General features: G+C 73.2%; 15 protein-coding genes and 1 pseudogene. 11 read left to right on the forward strand and 5 right to left on the reverse strand.

Annotation, left to right across the window (positions count from 1 at the left end):
• A pseudogene (locus MNY62_RS23265) lies at positions 1–750 on the reverse strand (hypothetical protein); the annotation flags it as partial.
• Between the two features lie 33 nt (positions 751–783).
• Here MNY62_RS23265 and trmB point away from each other — a divergent pair.
• The gene (trmB, locus tag MNY62_RS23270) at positions 784–1,392 is read left to right on the forward strand and encodes a tRNA (guanosine(46)-N7)-methyltransferase TrmB (RefSeq protein ID WP_242346726.1); all 609 of its coding nucleotides are present in this window, start codon (positions 784–786) and stop codon (positions 1,390–1,392) included.
• A gap of 148 nt (positions 1,393–1,540) precedes the next feature.
• On the opposite strand, the gene MNY62_RS23275 is transcribed toward trmB, so the two are convergent.
• Positions 1,541–2,182, reverse strand: coding sequence for a hypothetical protein (locus tag MNY62_RS23275; protein WP_242346727.1), 642 nt, complete (start codon positions 2,180–2,182; stop codon positions 1,541–1,543).
• A gap of 255 nt (positions 2,183–2,437) precedes the next feature.
• On the opposite strand from MNY62_RS23275, the gene MNY62_RS23280 reads away from it, so the two are divergent.
• From MNY62_RS23280 to MNY62_RS23310, 7 genes are all read left to right on the forward strand, one after another.
• Positions 2,438–2,872, forward strand: a complete 435-nt coding sequence (locus MNY62_RS23280; RefSeq protein WP_242346728.1) for a hypothetical protein — start codon at positions 2,438–2,440, stop codon at positions 2,870–2,872.
• 38 nt (positions 2,873–2,910) lie between these two features.
• Positions 2,911–5,625, forward strand: coding sequence for an alanine--tRNA ligase (alaS, locus tag MNY62_RS23285; protein ID WP_242346729.1), 2,715 nt, complete (start codon positions 2,911–2,913; stop codon positions 5,623–5,625).
• A gap of 161 nt (positions 5,626–5,786) precedes the next feature.
• Positions 5,787–6,116, forward strand: coding sequence for a hypothetical protein (locus MNY62_RS23290; RefSeq protein ID WP_242346730.1), 330 nt, complete (start codon positions 5,787–5,789; stop codon positions 6,114–6,116).
• 160 nt (positions 6,117–6,276) lie between these two features.
• On the forward strand, positions 6,277–6,936 hold the full coding sequence (locus tag MNY62_RS23295) for an outer membrane beta-barrel protein (protein ID WP_242346731.1): 660 nt from the start codon (positions 6,277–6,279) through the stop codon (positions 6,934–6,936).
• A gap of 128 nt (positions 6,937–7,064) precedes the next feature.
• The gene (locus MNY62_RS23300; protein ID WP_242346732.1) at positions 7,065–8,066 is read left to right on the forward strand and encodes an alpha/beta hydrolase; all 1,002 of its coding nucleotides are present in this window, start codon (positions 7,065–7,067) and stop codon (positions 8,064–8,066) included.
• 127 nt (positions 8,067–8,193) lie between these two features.
• Positions 8,194–8,835: an HDIG domain-containing metalloprotein gene (locus MNY62_RS23305; protein WP_242346733.1), complete on the forward strand. Its 642-nt coding sequence runs from the start codon at positions 8,194–8,196 to the stop codon at positions 8,833–8,835.
• A gap of 92 nt (positions 8,836–8,927) precedes the next feature.
• A complete protein-coding gene (locus tag MNY62_RS23310; RefSeq protein ID WP_242346734.1) occupies positions 8,928–9,455 on the forward strand; it encodes a hypothetical protein in 528 nt (175 codons plus the stop codon).
• 108 nt (positions 9,456–9,563) lie between these two features.
• Here the strand turns inward: MNY62_RS23310 and ftsZ are convergent, their stop codons facing one another.
• From ftsZ to MNY62_RS23325, 3 genes are all read right to left on the reverse strand, one after another.
• Positions 9,564–10,775 carry a cell division protein FtsZ gene (gene ftsZ / locus MNY62_RS23315; protein WP_242346735.1) on the reverse strand — a complete coding sequence of 404 codons (1,212 nt, stop codon included), beginning with the start codon at positions 10,773–10,775 and terminating at the stop codon, positions 9,564–9,566.
• A 17-nt stretch (positions 10,776–10,792) separates the two neighbouring features.
• Positions 10,793–12,022 (reverse strand): cell division protein FtsA, encoded by a 1,230-nt coding sequence (gene ftsA, locus MNY62_RS23320; protein ID WP_242339185.1) that lies wholly within the window; start codon positions 12,020–12,022, stop codon positions 10,793–10,795.
• A 129-nt stretch (positions 12,023–12,151) separates the two neighbouring features.
• Positions 12,152–12,961 carry a cell division protein FtsQ/DivIB gene (locus MNY62_RS23325; RefSeq protein ID WP_242346736.1) on the reverse strand — a complete coding sequence of 270 codons (810 nt, stop codon included), beginning with the start codon at positions 12,959–12,961 and terminating at the stop codon, positions 12,152–12,154.
• Positions 12,962–13,784: 823 nt separating this feature from the next.
• On the opposite strand from MNY62_RS23325, the gene MNY62_RS25600 reads away from it, so the two are divergent.
• From MNY62_RS25600 to MNY62_RS23345, 3 genes are all read left to right on the forward strand, one after another.
• The gene (locus MNY62_RS25600) at positions 13,785–16,124 is read left to right on the forward strand and encodes a multicopper oxidase domain-containing protein (protein WP_279426693.1); all 2,340 of its coding nucleotides are present in this window, start codon (positions 13,785–13,787) and stop codon (positions 16,122–16,124) included.
• 144 nt (positions 16,125–16,268) lie between these two features.
• Positions 16,269–16,520, forward strand: coding sequence for a hypothetical protein (locus MNY62_RS23340; protein ID WP_242345591.1), 252 nt, complete (start codon positions 16,269–16,271; stop codon positions 16,518–16,520).
• Between the two features lie 255 nt (positions 16,521–16,775).
• Positions 16,776–17,297 (forward strand): gamma-glutamylcyclotransferase (locus MNY62_RS23345; RefSeq protein ID WP_242346737.1); only part of this gene is annotated, 522 nt, incomplete at its 3' end.

Here is a 17,297-nt window from a genome sequence, read left to right on the forward strand (position 1 = left end):
CTTCGTGGCCGAGAGCCCGAGGCCGAGACCGCCGCGCGCCTGCGGGAGCTCGGCGAGGAGCGGCGAGCCCCCCGGGACGAACACGAGCGCGGCGGCGCCCTCCGCGGCGGCGGCCCGCGCCGCGCCGAACGCCGCGGTGGCGCCGAGCGCGGTGCCCGGCGTGACTGCCGCCGCCTCCGCCACCACGGCGGGGCCGTCCGGGCCGGGCGCGACGAGGGCGGTCCGCTCGACGATCGCGTAGGAGAGGGCGGCGGGCTCGGCGGCGGCGCGGCGCAGGACGACGACGGACTCGGCGCCGTGCGACGCGTCACTGCGGAGGGCGGCGCCGAGCCGCTCGCGGGCGAGGCGCGCGAGGAGCGCCTCGACGCGGCCCGCGTCTGCGACGGGCAGCACGAGGAGCGGCGTGGCGCCGGCGGGTCCGGCGAGCGCGAGCGCTCCGCCGCGGCGCGGGTCGAGGCCGGCTGCGGCGAGGCCGTCGCGGTCGAGGGGATCGAACCCGAGCTGGGAGGTGAGCGCGCCGCGCGCGGCGGCGAGCTCGCCCGCGCCGGGGAGGGTCGCTGCGGTGGCGTGGAGGGCGGCGAGGTCCGAGGCGGCGCGCGAGAGCTCCGGCGCGACGACGGCCGCCTGCACGCTCGCTGGAAGGAACCGCTCCGGCGGGGCGCCGCGTACGGCCTCCCGGCAGCCACACCCCCGGCACCCCGCGGCGAGCGCGACGGCGACGAGCAGTGCCGGGGCCGCGCGGCGGATCACGCGGGTTTCTTAGCATGCTAAACAGGCGCGCTCATGATCTTCTCGAACGACGACGACGCCCCCATCGCGCTCGACCTCGCGCCCGACTGGGCCGCCCGCCTCGGGCCTGCCGCGGCCCGGCTGGAGCTCGAGATCGGCTGCGGGCACGGCGGGTTCGCGCTCGGGTTCGCGCAGGCGCACCCGGACCGGGCGCTCGTCGCGATCGAGCAGCGGCGCGCCTTCGCCGAGGAGGTCCGGGCGAAGGGCGAGCGGCGCGGACACGCGAACCTCGTCGTCATCCAGGGCGACGCGCGCATCCTCGCGCCGCGCCTCTTCCGCGCGGGATCCCTCGCCGCGATCCACGTCCACTTCCCGGATCCCTGGTGGAAGCGCCGCCACGTGCGCCGACGGCTCGTCGACGACCGCATGTCGACCTTGATCCTCGGGCTCCTCGCGCCCGGCGGGCTGCTCGACTTCCGCACCGACGTCGAGCGCTACGCCCGGGAGGCGGTGGTGCGGCTCGAGGAGGCGGGGTTCTCGAACGAAGCAGGTGCGGGCGCCTTCGCGCCGCGGCCGCCGGACGAGATTCCCTCCACGCGCGAGAAGCGCTACCTCGAGACCGGTCAGCCGGTGTGGCGGCTCCGGATGCGCAAGCCGCGCTGAACGACGGGAACCGCAGGCCGTGCGTGCGCGGCTGGCCGGATCGCGGGCCGTGCGCGCGCGGATCGGGACCCCGACTCGCGAGCGAAGCGAGCGCGCCGGGGCGGGGGGGCGGGGGGGGGGGGGGGGCGGGGGCGCAGCCCCCGTTGGCTCAACGCGTGCCGGAGGTGTCGTAGCCGCCGCCCGTGCCGGTGCCGGACGTGCCCGTCGAGCCGCTGCTCGTGCCGGTGTCGGACGTGGAGCTGCTGCCGGAGGGGCTGGAGCCCGGCGCGCCCATGTCGGTCGGCGTGCCGGTGCCGGTGCCGGTCGTGCCCGAGCCCGTGCCGGGGGCCGCGGGGGTGCTGGTGTCACTTCCCATGTGGCCGCCCATGTCGCCGGCCGGCCGGCCCGCCTCGACCCTCACCGCGACCTGCTTGCCGTCCTGCTCGTTGAAGCTCGCGCGGACTTCCTGGCCCTGCTGGATGTCGGAGATGTGGCCCTCGCGCCCATCGACGGTGACGATCGTCTCGGGGACGACCTGCAGCGTCCTGCTGTCGCCCATGTCGGACTGGATCGAGAGCGAGCTCGAGGAGACCTCCGCGACCTTGCCCATCAGGACCTTGTCGCTGTCGTGGCCCTTGATGTCCGAGCTGCCGGCCGCCGTGCTGGATCCCGGAGTGCCGTACGTGCCGGTCTGAGCAGTTGCGGTGCTGCCGGCGGTCCCCTCGGTCCGGGCCGTGCGGTTCGCGTGGGACGTCGAGCAGGCGACGCCGAACGCGAGCGGCAACGCCAGCGCCATCTTGCGGATCTGCATTCTTCTCCCCCTCCTGGTGCGCAAAGCTGTGCGCGGGTTCATCGGCCGGCGAGCCCCACCCGAAGGTCCGGGCAAGCGTGCGGGAATCGACGCAGGGCCGCCGCCGGGACCAAATATGTGGACTCCGGCTGAGCGAGGAGCGGCCGAGGCGCGCGTCGCGAGTCCAAGCCCGCCCCCCGCTCCGCGCGGCGTGCCCCCGCCCGGCACCGCGCCCTGAGTGCCCGGACGAGCGCGGCGTGCGGCTATGCTGCGGAGATGACAGCTCGACTCGCGAAGAGGGCGCTCGGTGCCACCCTGCTCGTCCTCCTCTCCATCGCCTGCCGTCGGCCCGAGGGGCCAGCCGACCGCTACCGCGTCTTCGCGGCCGCCGCGCGGGCCGGCGACACCGACACCGTCTGGAGCATGCTCTCGGAGCGCTCGCGCGCCCGGCTCGAGGAGCGGGCGAAGGAGGTCGGGGCGCGCGCCGCGCCCGGCGTGCTGCCCGCGACCGCCCGCGAGCTCGTGCTCGGCGATCTCGCGCCCACGGCGGGCCGGGTCGCCTCGGTGACCGTGCGGCGCGAGTCGCGCGACGCGGCGGTGCTCGCGGTGGAGGTCGAGGGCGCGGCCGGACCGGAGGAGGTCGAGATGGTGCGCGAGGACGGGCGCTGGCGGGTGGTCCTCCCGGGTCCGCAGCGGCCCTCCGGCCGGTAGCCAGGCGCCAAACCCTCTGTTAAAAAACGCTCTCCGCCATGAAGACCGCCGCCCAGATCCGCGAGCTGTTCCTCCGCTTCTTCGAGGAGAAGGGGCACCGCCGCGTCCCCAGCTCCTCGCTCGTCCCGCAGAACGACCCGACGCTCCTCTTCACGAACGCCGGGATGAACCAGTTCAAGGACGTCTTCACCGGCCGAGAGAAGCGCGACTACTCCCGGGCGACCACCGCGCAGAAGTGCGTCCGGGCCGGCGGCAAGCACAACGACCTCGAGAACGTCGGGTTCACGGCCCGTCATCACACGTTCTTCGAGATGCTCGGGAACTTCTCGTTCGGCGACTACTTCAAGCAGGACGCGATCGCCTGGGCGTGGGAGCTCGTCACCTCCGACCGCTGGCTCGCGATCCCGAAGGACCGGCTCGCCGCCACCGTCTTCGCGGGTGAGGGGACCCTGCCCTGGGACGAGGAGGCCTACGACCTCTGGAAGGCGCAGGGCGTCCCGCCGGAGCGGATCCACAAGCTCGGCGCGAAGGACAACTTCTGGGCCATGGGCGACACCGGGCCCTGCGGCCCGTGCTCCGAGCTCCATTTCTTCCAGGGGAACGACATCCCCTGCGCCGAGGAGAAGGCCGGCCGCGCGTGCCAGGGCGTCGCCTGCGACTGCGACCGCTGGCTCGAGATCTGGAACCTCGTGTTCATGCAGTTCGAGCGCGGCGCGGACGGCGGCCTCACCCCGCTGCCGAAGCCCTCGATCGACACCGGCGCCGGCCTCGAGCGCATGGCGGCGGTCGCGCAGGGCAAGCGCTCCAACTACGACACCGACATCTTCCGGAGCATCATTCGCGCGATCGAGAAGCTCGCCGGCAAGCGCTACGGCGCGACCGACGCCGACGACGACGTCTCGATGCGCGTCATCGCCGATCACGCCCGCGCGACCACCTTCCTCGTCGGCGACGGCGTCCTGCCCGCCAACGAGGGGCGCGGCTACGTGCTCCGCCGCATCATGCGGCGCGCGATCCGGCACGGGAAGCGGCTCGGCCTCGAGAAGCCTTTCCTCGCGGACGTCTGCGAGGCGGTGATGGAGGAGATGGGCGAGGCGTACCCCGAGACGCGCGAGAACCGCGCGTTCATCACCAAGGTGGCGGGGCAGGAGGAGGAGTCGTTCCGGCGCACGCTCGACAAGGGCCTCGCGATCCTCGAGGCCGAGATGCGCAAGCTCACGGCACCCGAGACGCACCTCGGCAAGCCCGCGACGCCGCCGCCGGAGCGCACGCGGCCGGTCATCGAGGGCAAGGTCGCGTTCCAGCTCTACGACACGTTCGGCTTCCCGCTCGACCTGACCCGCGTCATCGCGGCGGAGCGCGGCTTCGACGTGGACGAGCAGGGCTTCGACCGGCACATGGCCGAGCAGCGCGCCCGCTCGGAGTGGAAGGGCTCGGGGGAGCAGGCGGTCGGGGATCTGCACAAGCAGATCGCGGGCGAGCTCGGCGAGACCCGCTTCCTCGGCTACGAGGCGCCCACGGCGCGGGCCGAGGTGAAGGCGCTCATCGCGAACGGCGCGCGCGTCGCGAAGGCGGAGAAGGGGGACCGGGTCGAGGTGGTGACCGCCGCGACGCCGTTCTACGGCGAGTCCGGCGGTCAGGTCGGCGACCACGGCACGATCTCGGCGCCGGGCGTGCGCGTCCGGGTGGAGGACACGCGCCGGCCGGTGCCCGGGCTCGTCGCCCACGCCGGCGTCGTCGAGGAGGGCGCGCTCGCGGTGGGCGACGTCGTGGAGCTCGCCGTCGACGACCGGCGCCGCGACCTCATCCGCGCGAACCACTCGGCGACGCATCTCCTCCAGCTCGCGCTGCGCGAGACGCTCGGGGAGCACGTGAAGCAGGCCGGCTCGATCGTGGCGCCGGACTACCTGCGCTTCGACTTCTCGCACTTCCAGCCGCTCTCCGAGGATGAGCTCTTCGCCATCGAGCGGCGGGTGAACGACCTCGTGCGCGAGAACGCGGAGACGGAGACCGCGGTGCTGAAGCTCGAGGACGCGCGCCAGTCCGGCGCGATGATGATCTTCGGCGAGAAGTACGGCGACGTCGTCCGCGTCGTCCGCCTCGGGCCCTCCAAGGAGCTCTGCGGCGGGACGCACGTGCGCCGGACCGGCGACATCGCCTTCTTCAAGATCGCGAGCGAGGAGTCGATCGCCGCGGGCGTGCGACGCATCGTGGCGTACACCGGGCCGAAGGCGGTCGAGCTCTCCCAGCGCGAGGCCGACGAGCTCCGGCGCGCCGCGGCGCTCCTCAAGGCGGGCGCCTTCGAGGTCGCGCAGAAGATCGAGCAGAGCCAGCGGCGCGTGAAGGAGCTCGAGCGCGCCCTCGACGACGCGAAGGGCAAGATCGCCGCGGCGCAGTCGGGCGATCTCGCCGCCCAGGCGCGCGAGGTGAACGGCGCGAAGGTCCTCGCCGTGCGCGTGCAGGGCGACGGCAAGAGCCTGCGCGAGCTCGCGGACAAGCTGCGCGACCGGATCGGGAGGGGCGTCGTCGCGCTCGGCGCGGAGCAGGACGGCAAGGCGATCCTGCTCGTCGCGGTCACGAAGGATCTCACCGCGAAGCTCAAGGCCGGCGACCTCGTGAAGGAGGCGGCGAAGCTCGTCGGGGGCTCGGGCGGCGGCAAGCCGGACCTGGCGCAGGCGGGCGGGTCGGACCCGGCCGGCCTCGAGAAGGCGCTCGCGAAGGTGCAGGAGCTCGTGGTCGCCGCGCTCGGGTGATCGTGGCGTCACACCGGGAACGCCGGACCGCGTTCGGGTGGTGAGCGTCGGTGTCAAGCGAGGTGCGGCGTTGACCGCGCCCGCGCCGCGCGCCTACGATCTCTCCCCGCACGATGGCTCCGGCCCCCCGCCCGCACCCGCAGCGCCGACGTTCACGAATCGTGGACTTCGCGCGAGCGCGCGAGGCGCGGCGGCTCAGGGACTTCCAGGCGCGCTGCCGCACCGTCACCGACGTGAACCGCGGCGCCCTCGGTCGGCTCTTCCAGACCGGCCTCATCTTCACGCGCCAGGGCGCGCGGCTCGGCCGCGACCTCCTCCTCGCGCACCAGCACCTCCTGCGCGTCTCCGACCTGCTCGACAAGATCGGCGAGCTGCCGGATCCCGGCGGCGACGGGGACGCCACCGCCCTCTACGAGGAGGCGCAGGCGCTCCTCGCCCGCACGACCGAGCTCGCCGCGCGCTGCAGCGTGGTGCTCGCGCGCGGGAGCTGACGCCGCGTCCCACGCCTGCGGGACGCGCGCCTCGGCGCGCCGTCGCCGCCCGGTGCCGTCGCTCCCCGCTCCACGTTCACTGTGCGCCATCCCCTCCCTTGCGGCCGCGTTCGGGGGCGGGCAGTCTCGCTCGGATCTCGAACCCGGAGTCAACGAACCCATGCGCAAGAACACGTTCCTCGCCGTGCTCGCGGCCCTCGCCCTCCCGGTCGCGGCGTCCGCCCAGGTCTCCATCGGCGCCAGGCTCGGCTTCGCGCCGTCGATGGGCAAGACCGGCAGTGACACGGCCGACAGCAGCGTGAAGATGAGCGACTGGACGAAGAGCCAGATCCCGCTGCAGCTCGACGTGATGTTCCGGCTCAACCCGCAGCTCTCCCTCGGCGGCTACGCGTCCTACGGCTTCAGCCAGCCGCAGCTGGACCTCGAGGGGACGAGGCTCTGCGACCTCGACGGGGTGGACTGCTCCGGCGGCGTGCTCCGGCTCGGCGTGCAGGCGACGTACGCGTTCTCGACGACGGGGCAGTTCCAGCCCTGGGCGGGCGTCGGCACCGGCTGGGAGCGGAACAAGGTGAAGGCGGAGGGCGGCGGCGAGAACGTCGAGGTCACGCTCTCCGGGTGGGAGATCCTGAACCTCCAGCTCGGCGGCGACTACCTCGCCTCCCCGCAGTTCGCGTTCGGGCCGTATGTGATGTTCAGCATCGGCCGCTACGGCGAGGGGAAGATCTCCACGAGCGGCGGCACCTCGATGACGTCCGACTTCACGAACAAGGACGCGCACGAGTGGATCCACGTCGGCGTCCGCGGCCGGTTCGACCTGTAGCCCCTGCTCGTCGAAGTCGCCGCTTCACCGGAACGGCCGCCCCTGGGCGGCCGTTCCTCGTTCGCGGTTGCGGGCGGGGCGGGCGCGGAGTACCCCTTCGACGAGCGCGACCGCGAGGGAGGGCAGGCATGCACGGGAAGCTGATCGAGCTCGAGGTGGAGTCGGGCGCGCTCGCGGGGAACGCGCTCGGGGATCCCGCCCGCCGGCTCGTGCTCGTCTACCTGCCGCCCGGCCACGGGGCGGCGCCGCTCCCGGCGATCTACTTCCTGCATGGCTTCACCGGGAGCGCGCGCGGCTGGACGAACACCTCGGTGTTCGCGCCGACGGTCCCCGAGCGGCTCGACGCGCTCGTCGCGACCGGCGCGATCCCGCCGGTCGTGGGCGTGTTCCCGGACGGGATGACCGCGCTCGGCGGCACGCAATGGACGAACGCGCCCGCCGTGGGCCGCTACCAGGACTACGTGGCGGAGGATGTCGTCGCGCACGTCGACGCCGCGCTCGGCACCGTCCCGCGCCGCGAGGGGCGCGCGATCGTGGGGAAGAGCTCGGGCGGCTACGGCGCGCTCGTCATGGGCCGCGACCGGCCCGACGTGTTCGCCCACCTCGCCTGCCACGCCGGGGATGCCTACTTCGAGTACTGCTACCTGCCCGACCTCCCGAAGGCGGCGGCGGCGCTCGCGACGGCGCCGGACGCGTCGGCGTGGCTCGCCGACGCGAAGCGCCGCGCGGCCGAGACGAAGCTCGGTGGCGGCGATCACCCGGTCCTGAACGTCCTCGCGATGGCGGCGCACTACGGACCCGACCCGCGCGCGCCGCTCGGGCTCGCGCTGCCGTTCGAGCTGCCCTCCGGCCGCGTCCGCGAGGACGTCTGGGCGCGCTGGCTCGAGCACGACCCGGTCCGCTTCGCGCCGCGGGCGCTCGAGGCCTACCGCCGGCTCGCGAGCGTGTTCGTCGACTGCGGGACGCGCGACGAGTTCCACCTGCGCTGGGGCGCCCGCATGGTGGTCGAGGCCCTGCGGGCGGGCGGCGTGGAGGTCGTCCACGAGGAGTTCGAGGATGGCCACATGGGCATCAACTACCGGTACGACGTGTCGCTGCGCTTCCTCGCGCCGCGCCTCGCGCGCGGCTGAGCCGCCGCACCCCTGCGGGAGGCGAGGCGGCGCCCGAGCGCCACGTCCTCGTCGCCCGCGGGGTCGGCGAGCCACACGACGGATCGCCGGGCGAGTGCGCGGAACGCCGGGGCGCTATCATCCCGGCATGTCCTCCTCCCGCCGCGCCGACGCCTGGTCGCTCCTCTGCGAGTACACGAAGACGCAGCCGCTGCGGCGCCACGCGCTGGCGGTCGAGGCCTCGATGCGGGCGCTCGCGCGGCGCGCGGGCGTCGCGGATCCGGACGAGCTCGAGACGTGGGGCCTCGTCGGCCTCCTGCACGACTTCGACTACGAGCGCTGGCCGACCGAGGCGGACCACGTCTTCCGCGGCATGGAGATCCTCCGCGCGCGCGGCTGGCCGGAGGCCGTCGTGAAGGCGGTGGGGGCGCACGCGTTCTACACGGGCGTGCCGCGCGAGACGCCCATGGAGCGGGCCATCGTCGCGGCGGACGAGCTCACCGGGTTCGTCGGCGCCTGCGCGCTCGTGCGGCCGTCGAGGAGCGTCGTCGACCTGCCGCCCGAGTCGGTGGTGAAGAAGATGAAGGACAAGGCGTTCGCGCGCTCGGTGGACCGCGAGTACATCCGGCGCGGCGCCGAGGAGATCGGGGCGCCGTTGCCGGAGCTCGTCGCGCTCGTCATCCGCGCGCAGATCCCGATCGCAGACCGGCTGGGCCTCGCGGGCGTGCCCGCGCCGGACCTCCCGGACGCGCCGGTCCCGCAGGAACCGCCCGAGCCGGTCGCGGGCTAGCGGGCCGGCCGGGAGGACGCCGGCGCCCCGCGCGAGCCGACCGCCCCGCTGGGCCGCGACGCCGTCCTCCGGCCCGTCCCTAGCTTGGAGACATGTCCAGGACCACGCTCGCGCTCCTCCTCGCCGCGACCGCCTGCGGGCGGCTCGACGACGTGGACTTCACGCGCTCCGCGACGCTCACCATCCCGGGGACCCCCGGCGGCGGCCCCTCCGGGACCATCGGCGGGATCGCGGCGATCGACCTCGGCGGGAAGGAGGCGCTCCGCGCCCAGGGGATCGATCCGGGCGACATCGACTCCGCGCACCCGCGCAGGCTGCACCTCGAGGTGCGGGACGGCGCGAGCCTCGAGACCTGGCTCGACGACGTCGTCCTGCGAGCGCGGGCCGTCGGCCTGCCCGACGTCGTCGTCGCCGAGAAGCACGGGATCCGGACGCTGCCGGCCGGGACGCGCGCGCTCGACCTCGACGTGCACGGCGACGTCGATCTGAAGCCGTACCTCACCGGCGAGTCCCCGACGCTGGGCGTAGAGGCGACCGGCGCGCCGCCCACGGTGGACACCACGGTCGACATCACCGCCACGGTCCGCGTCGACGTGAACGTGAGCCGGCTCCTGTTCTAGGCGGATCGTCAGTTCCGGTCGCCGGCCCTGCCCGGGGCGAAAGAGAACGGCCGCCCCGGAGGGCGGCCGCGTGGGAGACGGAACGAGGACGGGCCGGGCGGCGGGCGGCTAGTCCCGGCCCCCGCGGCGCAGGAACGCCGGGATGTCGTACTGGTCCTCGTCGAGCGGCTTGTAGACGGCCGGCTCGCGGCGGATCGAGACCGGCGTGCGCACGACGGCGGGCGCGGTCGCGGGGACGGTCGGGCTCGCGAGCCGGATCGGATCCTTCTTCGCCTCGGGAGGCAGCGGCGGCGGCATCGCCTTCGCGATCGGCGCGGACATGGGCACCTGCACCTGCGCGCCCGGGCGGGCGGTGGGCTTCACCTCGCGCTGCTGGAAGCCGGTGGCGATGACCGTGATCTTCACCTCGTCGCCGAGGTGCTCGTTGATCACCGAGCCGAAGATGATGTTCGCGTCCGGGTCGGCCGCGGCCTGCGCCATCGACACCGCCTCGTTCACCTCGAAGAGGGTGAGCTCGGGCCCGCCGCTGATGTTCACGAGGAGGCCCGTGGCGCCGTCGAGCGTCACGTCCTCGAGGAGCGGCGAGTTGATGGCGGCCTGCATCGCCTCGACCGCGCGGCGATCGCCGGCGGAGCGGCCGGTGCCCATGAGCGCGAGGCCCTGCTCGCTCATGATGGTGCGCACGTCGGCGAAGTCGACGTTCACGAGGCCGTGCACGGTGATGAGGTCGGAGATGCCCTGCACCGCGTTGAGCAGCACCTCGTCGGCCCGCTTGAACGCGTCCGCGAGCGACATGTTCTCGCCCGCGACCGAGAGCAGCCGCTGGTTCGGGATGACGATGAGCGTGTCCACGGCCGCCTTGAGCTCGGCGAGCCCCTGCTCGGCCTGCTTGCGCCGCTTGTTCCCCTCGAAGAGGAACGGCTTCGTCACGACGCCGACGGTGAGGGCCCCCGTGGACTTGGCGATGTCCGCGACGACCGGAGCGCCGCCCGTGCCGGTGCCGCCGCCCATGCCGGCGGTGACGAACACCATGTCGGCGCCCTCGAGCGCCGCAGCGATCTGATCGCGCTCCTCGAGCGCCGCGGTGCGTCCCACCTCCGGGTTCGCGCCCGCGCCGAGGCCGCGCGACGCGCTCCGCCCGAGCTGGATCTTCACGCTCGCCTTGTTGGCCGCGAGCGCCTGCACGTCGGTGTTGGCGGCGATGAACTCGACGCCGTCGAGGCGCCCCGCGACCATCGTGTTGATCGCGTTGCCGCCGCCGCCCCCGACGCCGATCACCTTGATTCGCGCGCCGTCCTGCTTGTCCGTGTACTCGATCATGGCAGGCTCCCCGCGGGCTAGAAGATCTCCCCGAGCCACTCCTTCATCCGGTTCTTCACCTTCCGGTACACGTTCTCCTCGCGGATCTTGAAGTACGGGGAGAGGTCCTGCTGCTGGGCCCCGTAGATCACGAGACCCACCGCGGTCGCGTACATCGGGCTCTTCACCACGTCGACGAGGCCGCCGATGCCGCGCGGCATCCCCTTGCGCACCGGCAGGCCGAGCACCTCCTCGGCCATCTCGGTCATGCCGGCGAGGAGCGTCGAGCCGCCGGTGATGACGATGCCGGAGGCGAGGATCTCCTCCATCCCGCACTTCTGCAGCTCGTGCTGGACGAGCATGAAGATCTCCTCGACGCGCGGCTCCACGATCTCGGCGAGGATGTGGCGGGAGAGGACGCGCGGCTGGCCGCCGCCCACGCTCGGCACCTCGATGGTCTCCGACTTGTCGACCATCGAGCCCATCGCGCAGCCGTACTGCTTCTTGATCCGCTCCGCCTCGTGCGTGGGGGTGCGGAGCCCGACCGCCACGTCGTTCGTGAGGTGGTTGCCGCCGAGGGAGATGACGGCGGTGTGCTGGATCGCGCCGTTGTGGAAGACCGCGATGTCGGTCGTGCCGCCGCCGATGTCGACGAGGCACACCCCGAGCTCCTTCTCGTCGTCCGAGAGGGTGGCGAGCGACGACGCGAGCGGCTGCAGCACGATGTCGGCGACGTTCAGGCCGGTGCGCTGCGCGCACTTCACGATGTTCTGCGCGGAGGAGACCGCGCCCGTGACGATGAGCGCCTTCGCCTCGAGGCGCACGCCGCTCATCCCGACCGGCTCCTTCACCCCGTCCTGGTCGTCGACCACGTACTCCTGCGGCAGGACGTGGATCACCTCGCGGTCGAGCGGGATCGCGACCGCCTTCGCCTGATCGATGACGCGGTCGACGTCCTGCTGGCGGACCTCCTTGTCCTTCACCGCCACGACGCCGTGCGACGGGAACGCCTTGATGTGGCCGCCGGCGATCCCGGTGTAGACGGTGCTGATCTCGCAGCCCGCCATGTGCTCGGCCTCCTCGATCGCGCGCTTGATCGAGGCGACCGTGGCGTCGATGTTGACGACCACGCCCTTGCGCAGCCCCTTCGACGGGTGCGAGCCGATGCCGATGATGTCGATGCCGTCGTCGGTCACCTCGCCGACGATGGCGCAGATCTTCGTCGTGCCGATGTCCAGGCCGACGAGGATGTCCCCGGTTTTCGCCATGACCACCTCCGGGCGAGTTGGCGCCGTCGCGCTTCGCCCACCTGCGGCCCTCTCGGACCGCCACCACCGCCACCACCACCCGCGCCGCGCCGACCACCGGCCGCGCCGCGAGCCGAAGCTCACCCCGCGCTAGGGGGCCGCCTGCTCAGGCGAGCCCTTCGCGCGCGACAGCCGCACGGCCACCCAGTCCGGGCGCCGCCGGTTGTCGAGATGCAGCACCTCTGCGCGCTGTCCCTCGGCGTCGACCGCCGCGAGCACGCGCTCCAGCCGCGAGAGCTTCTCGGGAAGCTCTCCCTGTCCGAGCCGGATCTCGACGCCCTCGTCGCCGGCCCACAGCGTCGTCCCGTAGTCCGCGTCGAGGTGGATCTCCGAGATGGGCGCGCGGCGATCGAGGCCGCGCTCCGCCCAGCGATCGACGAGGGCGAGCGCACCCGCGAGGCGCGGCTCGACCTCGTCCCGGTGCTCGACCCACTCGTCGCGCCCGATGCCCGTCACCACCGGCAGGTCGAGCCCGTCTCCTGGCGTCGCCCGCTTGAACACCTCGCCCCGCTCGTCCACGAGGTAGAGCGCCCCGAGATCCACGAGCGCCCGCGCGCGCCGCTCCACCACCGCGACCTCGAGCGCCGCAGGGAACCGCCGCCGGACCTCCACCGACGCGATCCACGGATGGCGCCGCAGCGCCGCCGCCACGACGTCGGGATCGACCGCGAGCAGGTGGTCTCCCACGGCGACCGGCGAGAGCTCGAGCAGCTCCTGCGCGGTCGCGCGGGACAGGCCTTCGAAGCGGATCTCGTCGATGCGCAGCAGGCTGCCCACGACCGCGACGCGCCAGACGCCCAGGCCGACGCCGGCCAGGCAGAGGGCGAGCACGGCGAACGGAAACGCGAAGCGGAGGGCCGCCGCGGCCTTGCGCCGCCGCTCCCCCGGAACCCTGTCCACGCGCCGCCGGTTCGGACCCCGCGCCACCGCCGCTCCCCAGCGCCCGGTCGCGGGACCGCCGCACACGGCCGCCGCGCTTCCGGGCGGTATCGCCCGATGTTGGAGGATGGCAGAGGGCCGGGGGGCCGCAAGTTTTCGGCCTACATGCGACACGAACGCCAGTCTGGTCAGCGGGTTGCGGCCGACCGCGACCGCGACCTCAACCCTCGAGCTCGAGCGCGGCAAGCCTTCCACTCACCCGCCCGCAGCGCGCCGCCCTCCGTGGCGGGGCCTCGCGCCCGCAGGCGGGCCACTGGACTCGGTAGGCACCGCCCCGACCCACGGACCGCAATGCAACGCGGTCGGCCTCGGCACCGTCGCCCATGTGCAGCCAGCGCCCGCAGCCCCGCGTTGCCGGCGGCGTCTGGCGGACGGCACCGCTCCCCGTACCTTGTCCCCGTCCATCGTGGCCCGCCGAGGACGTGAGGTCCCGCCCAGGCGGCGCGCCACGGTGACCTCGGCCGGCTTCGACTCGAACCTCGTGAGGTGGCATTCACGGAGCGTCACCCCATGTCTTCGCGCAGGCGGCCGCCACCGACTGACGTCGCCTCGGGTTCCGTCCCTGCCGGCGCTCGCACTCTCGTGGGTCGTCCTGCCGTCCGCTGGAACCCCTCTTCGAGCGGACCTCGCTCGACCGATTCTCCAAACGCCCGCGAAACCCCTGGCGTATCGCACGGCCGGCACCTCGACCCCTGGGCTAGGGGTTCCCGCGTAGCGTCCTCGGGAGGCATACGTCGCTGCGCACGTCCACCTAGCGTCGACGAACGGTCGGCAGGAGGGGGACATGAAGACGACGAGGCGAGTGGAGAGGTGGCTCCGCACCGGCGCGGCCTTGCTGGCGGCGGTGTGGACGAGCGCCGGGTACGGTCAGACGCAGACGATGCTGCCCGGGAGCGCGATCCCGAAGTGGAAGGAGGCGCTCCCGCGGCTCGCAGGTCAGGGGGGAACGATCAACACGCTCCTCGGCTTCGTCCCAGGGACGACGCCGGCGCCGGGCCAGCTGACGCTGCACATGTGCGAGGTGAAGGTGAACGCGCTGCCGGCAGGCACGTTCGCACCGAACGTGAAGCCTGCGACGTGGGCCTGGGCGTACATCGCCGGTCCGTGTCCGGACTACACGAAGGATTCGACGCTGCCGCTCGACACGTACATCGGCCCGGTGATCCTCGCCCAGCGCGGGGTGCCTACCGAGGTCACCTACGTGAACGCGCTCGGCGACGCAGCGTCGACGAACGTGCTCGCGTACAAGACGAGCACCGACCAGACGCTGCACTGGGCCGATCCGCTCGAGCTCGGCTGCATGATGACGGCGGCGATGGGGAGCTGGACGGTGAACGGCGTCGGGGTGATGTACCCACCCCAGGCCGATCCGTGCGCCTGGAACTACGGCGGGCCGATCGCCGCGGTCGCGCACCTGCACGGCGGCGAGGTTCCGGCAGAGGTGGACGGCTCTCCGGACTCGTGGTTCACGAGCGAGGGCGCGGCTCTCTTCGGCCCCAAGTACTACACCAAGGGTGACGTGACGCCGGGCCAGGCCGTCTACACGTACCCCAACGTGCAGGAGGGTGCCCCGCTCTGGTTCCACGATCACACGCTCGGCGCCACGCGCCTCAACGTCTACGCCGGCCTCGCGGGCGGGTACTACCTGCTGGACCCCGAGGCGAACCTCGCGCCGAACCTCCAGCCGGTCTCCGACGTGATCCCGCTCGTGATCCAGGACCGCATGTTCGACACGAACGGTCAGCTCTTCTTCACCGCCGGGCTGAACGGCTTCAACCCGGCGCTGGCGAGCCCGGGCTGGGCGCTCAACCCCGAGCACCCGTACTGGAACCCCGAGTTCGTGGGTGACGTCATCGCGGTGAACGGGAAGGTGTGGCCGCGCCTCGACCTCCAGGCGAAGCGGTACCGCTTCCTCTTCCTGAACGGGTCCAACGCGCGCACCTACGAGCTCTTCCTCACGAACCCGGCGACGAAGGTGAACGGGCCGCCGCTATGGGTGATCGGCAATGACGGCGGGCTGCTCGACGCGCCGGCGCTCATCGATCCCAACGCGGCGAAGCCGAGCCCGACGAAGCTCGTGATCATGCCGGGCGAGCGCTACGAGATGATCATCGACTTCACGGCCTACGCCGGCCAGACGTTGTTCCTGCGCAACACGGCGAAGACGCCCTATCCCGGCGGCGCCACGCCCAACGGCGCGACGGTCGGGCAGATCCTGCAGCTCAGGATCGGCGCGGCGGTGGCGGACGCGAGCTACGACCCCGCGAAGGACGGCGCGCTGCGGCCGCCCATGCAGCGGCTCGTCGCGGCGGGCGCCGTGACGCCGGCCGTGAAGCCCGACCTCGTCCGCCAGCTCACGCTCAACGAGGTGATGGGGATGCCGATGGCCGCCGTGAACCCCATCAACGGCCTCCTCACCAACTATCCCGGTGGCCCGCTCGAGATCCTCGTGAACAACACGAAGTGGGCAGGCGCCGGCCCGATGGGCGCGGCGCGCGCCGACTTCGTCGAGCGTGACGACGATCCGCTCCGATACTCGGAGGTCCCGAACGAGGGGGCCGTCGAGGTCTGGGAGATCGTGAACCTCACCGCCGATGCGCACCCGATCCACCTGCACCTCGTGCAGTTCCAGATCCTCAACCGGCAGCGGTTCGACGTGGGCAAGTACTCCGCGGCGTACGGCGCGGCCTTCCCGACGACCTGTACGCCGAAGGACGCGACCGGCTACTGCCCCGGCTTCGGCCCGCCGCTCACGTACCAGCCGCAGGCGTTCACCCGGACCTACCCGGTCAAGGCGAACGTCCCGGTGGTCGGCGGCAACCCCGACGTCGCGCGGTTCCTGTCGTCCGCACCCGCGCCCGCCGCGACGCAGGAGCGCGGCTGGAAGGACACCGTCCAGGCGCCGCCGGGCATGGTCACGCGCATCATGGTCCGGTGGTCGCCGACCGACGGACAGAGCTCGACCTTCGCCTTCGATCCGTCGGGCGGCGGCACGCACAACTACGTCTGGCACTGCCACATCATCGACCACGAGGACAACGAGATGATGCGGCCTGACTTCGTTTCGCCCGCCGCGAATGCGATCCGGACGTTCACGAAGGGCACGGAGCTCACGAGCTACTGACCCGTGGGAGCAGCGGACGGCGCCCCGGCCACGAGCGGCCGGGGCGCCATCGCCGAGCGGGCGCTCGGGCGGGTGCGCGGGCGCGAGGAGGCGAACGGGCCGAGGGCCTTGGCCGGGCCCGCCGCTCCATGCTCTCATGCGCCCGTGCTGTCGCTCCCCGACGAAGCCGCCGCCGCGCTCGAGTCGCTGCGGCGCACCGGCAAGGACGTGCGGTTCGAGATCAAGAAGGCCTGCGAGCAGGAGCGCTGGCGGCTCAAGGCGCTCTACGACGTGGTCGACGAGGACGGCGCGCCGCCGCGGACGATCCACCTCGGGCTCCTCTGGTCCGACGACCGCCAGGGCGTGCGCGATCTCAAGGATCGGCTCGAGCGGGGCGAGAGCGGCCGGGCGCCGTAGCGCAGTCGCAGCCGCGCGAGGGTCCGCGGATCGGCCGATCGGGAGTTTACGCTACGCACGGGTACTCGTCGTGAAGGGCCGCTCCGCCGAGCCGAGGGGCGCCGCCCTCGACCGCGCCGCGGCAGCCCCTTCTCCCGCTGCGCCAGGTGCGGACGAAGGGCGACGAGGTGCGGCACCGGCGCACGTGGAGCAGAGCACCACGCGCCACGCCCGGGCCCGGGCGCGCCGCCGCGTTCCACGATAGATCGCCGGCGCATGAAGCTCCCCCTCTTCGGCAAGGCGCACGAGGCGACCGCGGGCGCGGACTTCGTCTGGTTCGTGTACGGCTCGTCGCTCGATGGTGAGGCGTTCGCCGCGTGGGCCCACGAGCACGGCTACGCGGTGCCGTCCTTCGAGGGCGCCCGGCGCGCGCGGCTCGTGGGGTACCGCCTCGCGTTCGACGTGCTGTCCCGTGCGTGGGGCGGGGCCGTGGCGAGCCTCGCGCGATCCCCCGGCGACTTCGTCGAGGGGCTCGCGCTGCCGATGCCCGGCGCGTCGCGCGGCCTCGCCGATCACAAGGAGGGGGCGGTGTCCGGGCTCTACGAGGCGTTCGAGGTGCAGCTCTCGCCGGTCGGGGGCGGGCCGCACATCCCCGCGATCGCGTACCGCGCCGCCAACTCCCGTCGCCTCGCGAACGACGCGCCGCCGTCCCCCGCCTACCTCGAGGTGCTGCTCCGCGGCGCCCGGGCGCGCGGCCTCTCCGAGGACTGGATCCGGCGCCTCGAGGCGCGCGCGGCG

Origin of the sequence: Anaeromyxobacter terrae (assembly GCF_022690685.1) — a bacterium.
Taxonomy (GTDB): Bacteria; Myxococcota; Myxococcia; order Myxococcales; family Anaeromyxobacteraceae; genus Anaeromyxobacter; species Anaeromyxobacter terrae.

Excerpts from the sequence above, each read along its gene's own strand:
- MNY62_RS23310 (WP_242346734.1), top strand. The coding sequence starts at position 8,928 with ATGTCCAGGACCACGCTCGCGCTCCTCCTCGCCGCGACCGCCTGCGGG.
- alaS (WP_242346729.1), top strand. The coding sequence starts at position 2,911 with ATGAAGACCGCCGCCCAGATCCGCGAGCTGTTCCTCCGCTTCTTCGAG.
- MNY62_RS23300 (WP_242346732.1), top strand. The coding sequence starts at position 7,065 with ATGCACGGGAAGCTGATCGAGCTCGAGGTGGAGTCGGGCGCGCTCGCG.
- MNY62_RS25600 (WP_279426693.1), top strand. The coding sequence starts at position 13,785 with ATGAAGACGACGAGGCGAGTGGAGAGGTGGCTCCGCACCGGCGCGGCC.
- ftsZ (WP_242346735.1), bottom strand. The coding sequence starts at position 10,775 with ATGATCGAGTACACGGACAAGCAGGACGGCGCGCGAATCAAGGTGATC.
- MNY62_RS23295 (WP_242346731.1), top strand. The coding sequence starts at position 6,277 with ATGCGCAAGAACACGTTCCTCGCCGTGCTCGCGGCCCTCGCCCTCCCG.
- MNY62_RS23280 (WP_242346728.1), top strand. The coding sequence starts at position 2,438 with ATGACAGCTCGACTCGCGAAGAGGGCGCTCGGTGCCACCCTGCTCGTC.
- MNY62_RS23305 (WP_242346733.1), top strand. The coding sequence starts at position 8,194 with ATGTCCTCCTCCCGCCGCGCCGACGCCTGGTCGCTCCTCTGCGAGTAC.
- trmB (WP_242346726.1), top strand. The coding sequence starts at position 784 with ATGATCTTCTCGAACGACGACGACGCCCCCATCGCGCTCGACCTCGCG.
- ftsA (WP_242339185.1), bottom strand. The coding sequence starts at position 12,022 with ATGGCGAAAACCGGGGACATCCTCGTCGGCCTGGACATCGGCACGACG.
- MNY62_RS23275 (WP_242346727.1), bottom strand. The coding sequence starts at position 2,182 with ATGCAGATCCGCAAGATGGCGCTGGCGTTGCCGCTCGCGTTCGGCGTC.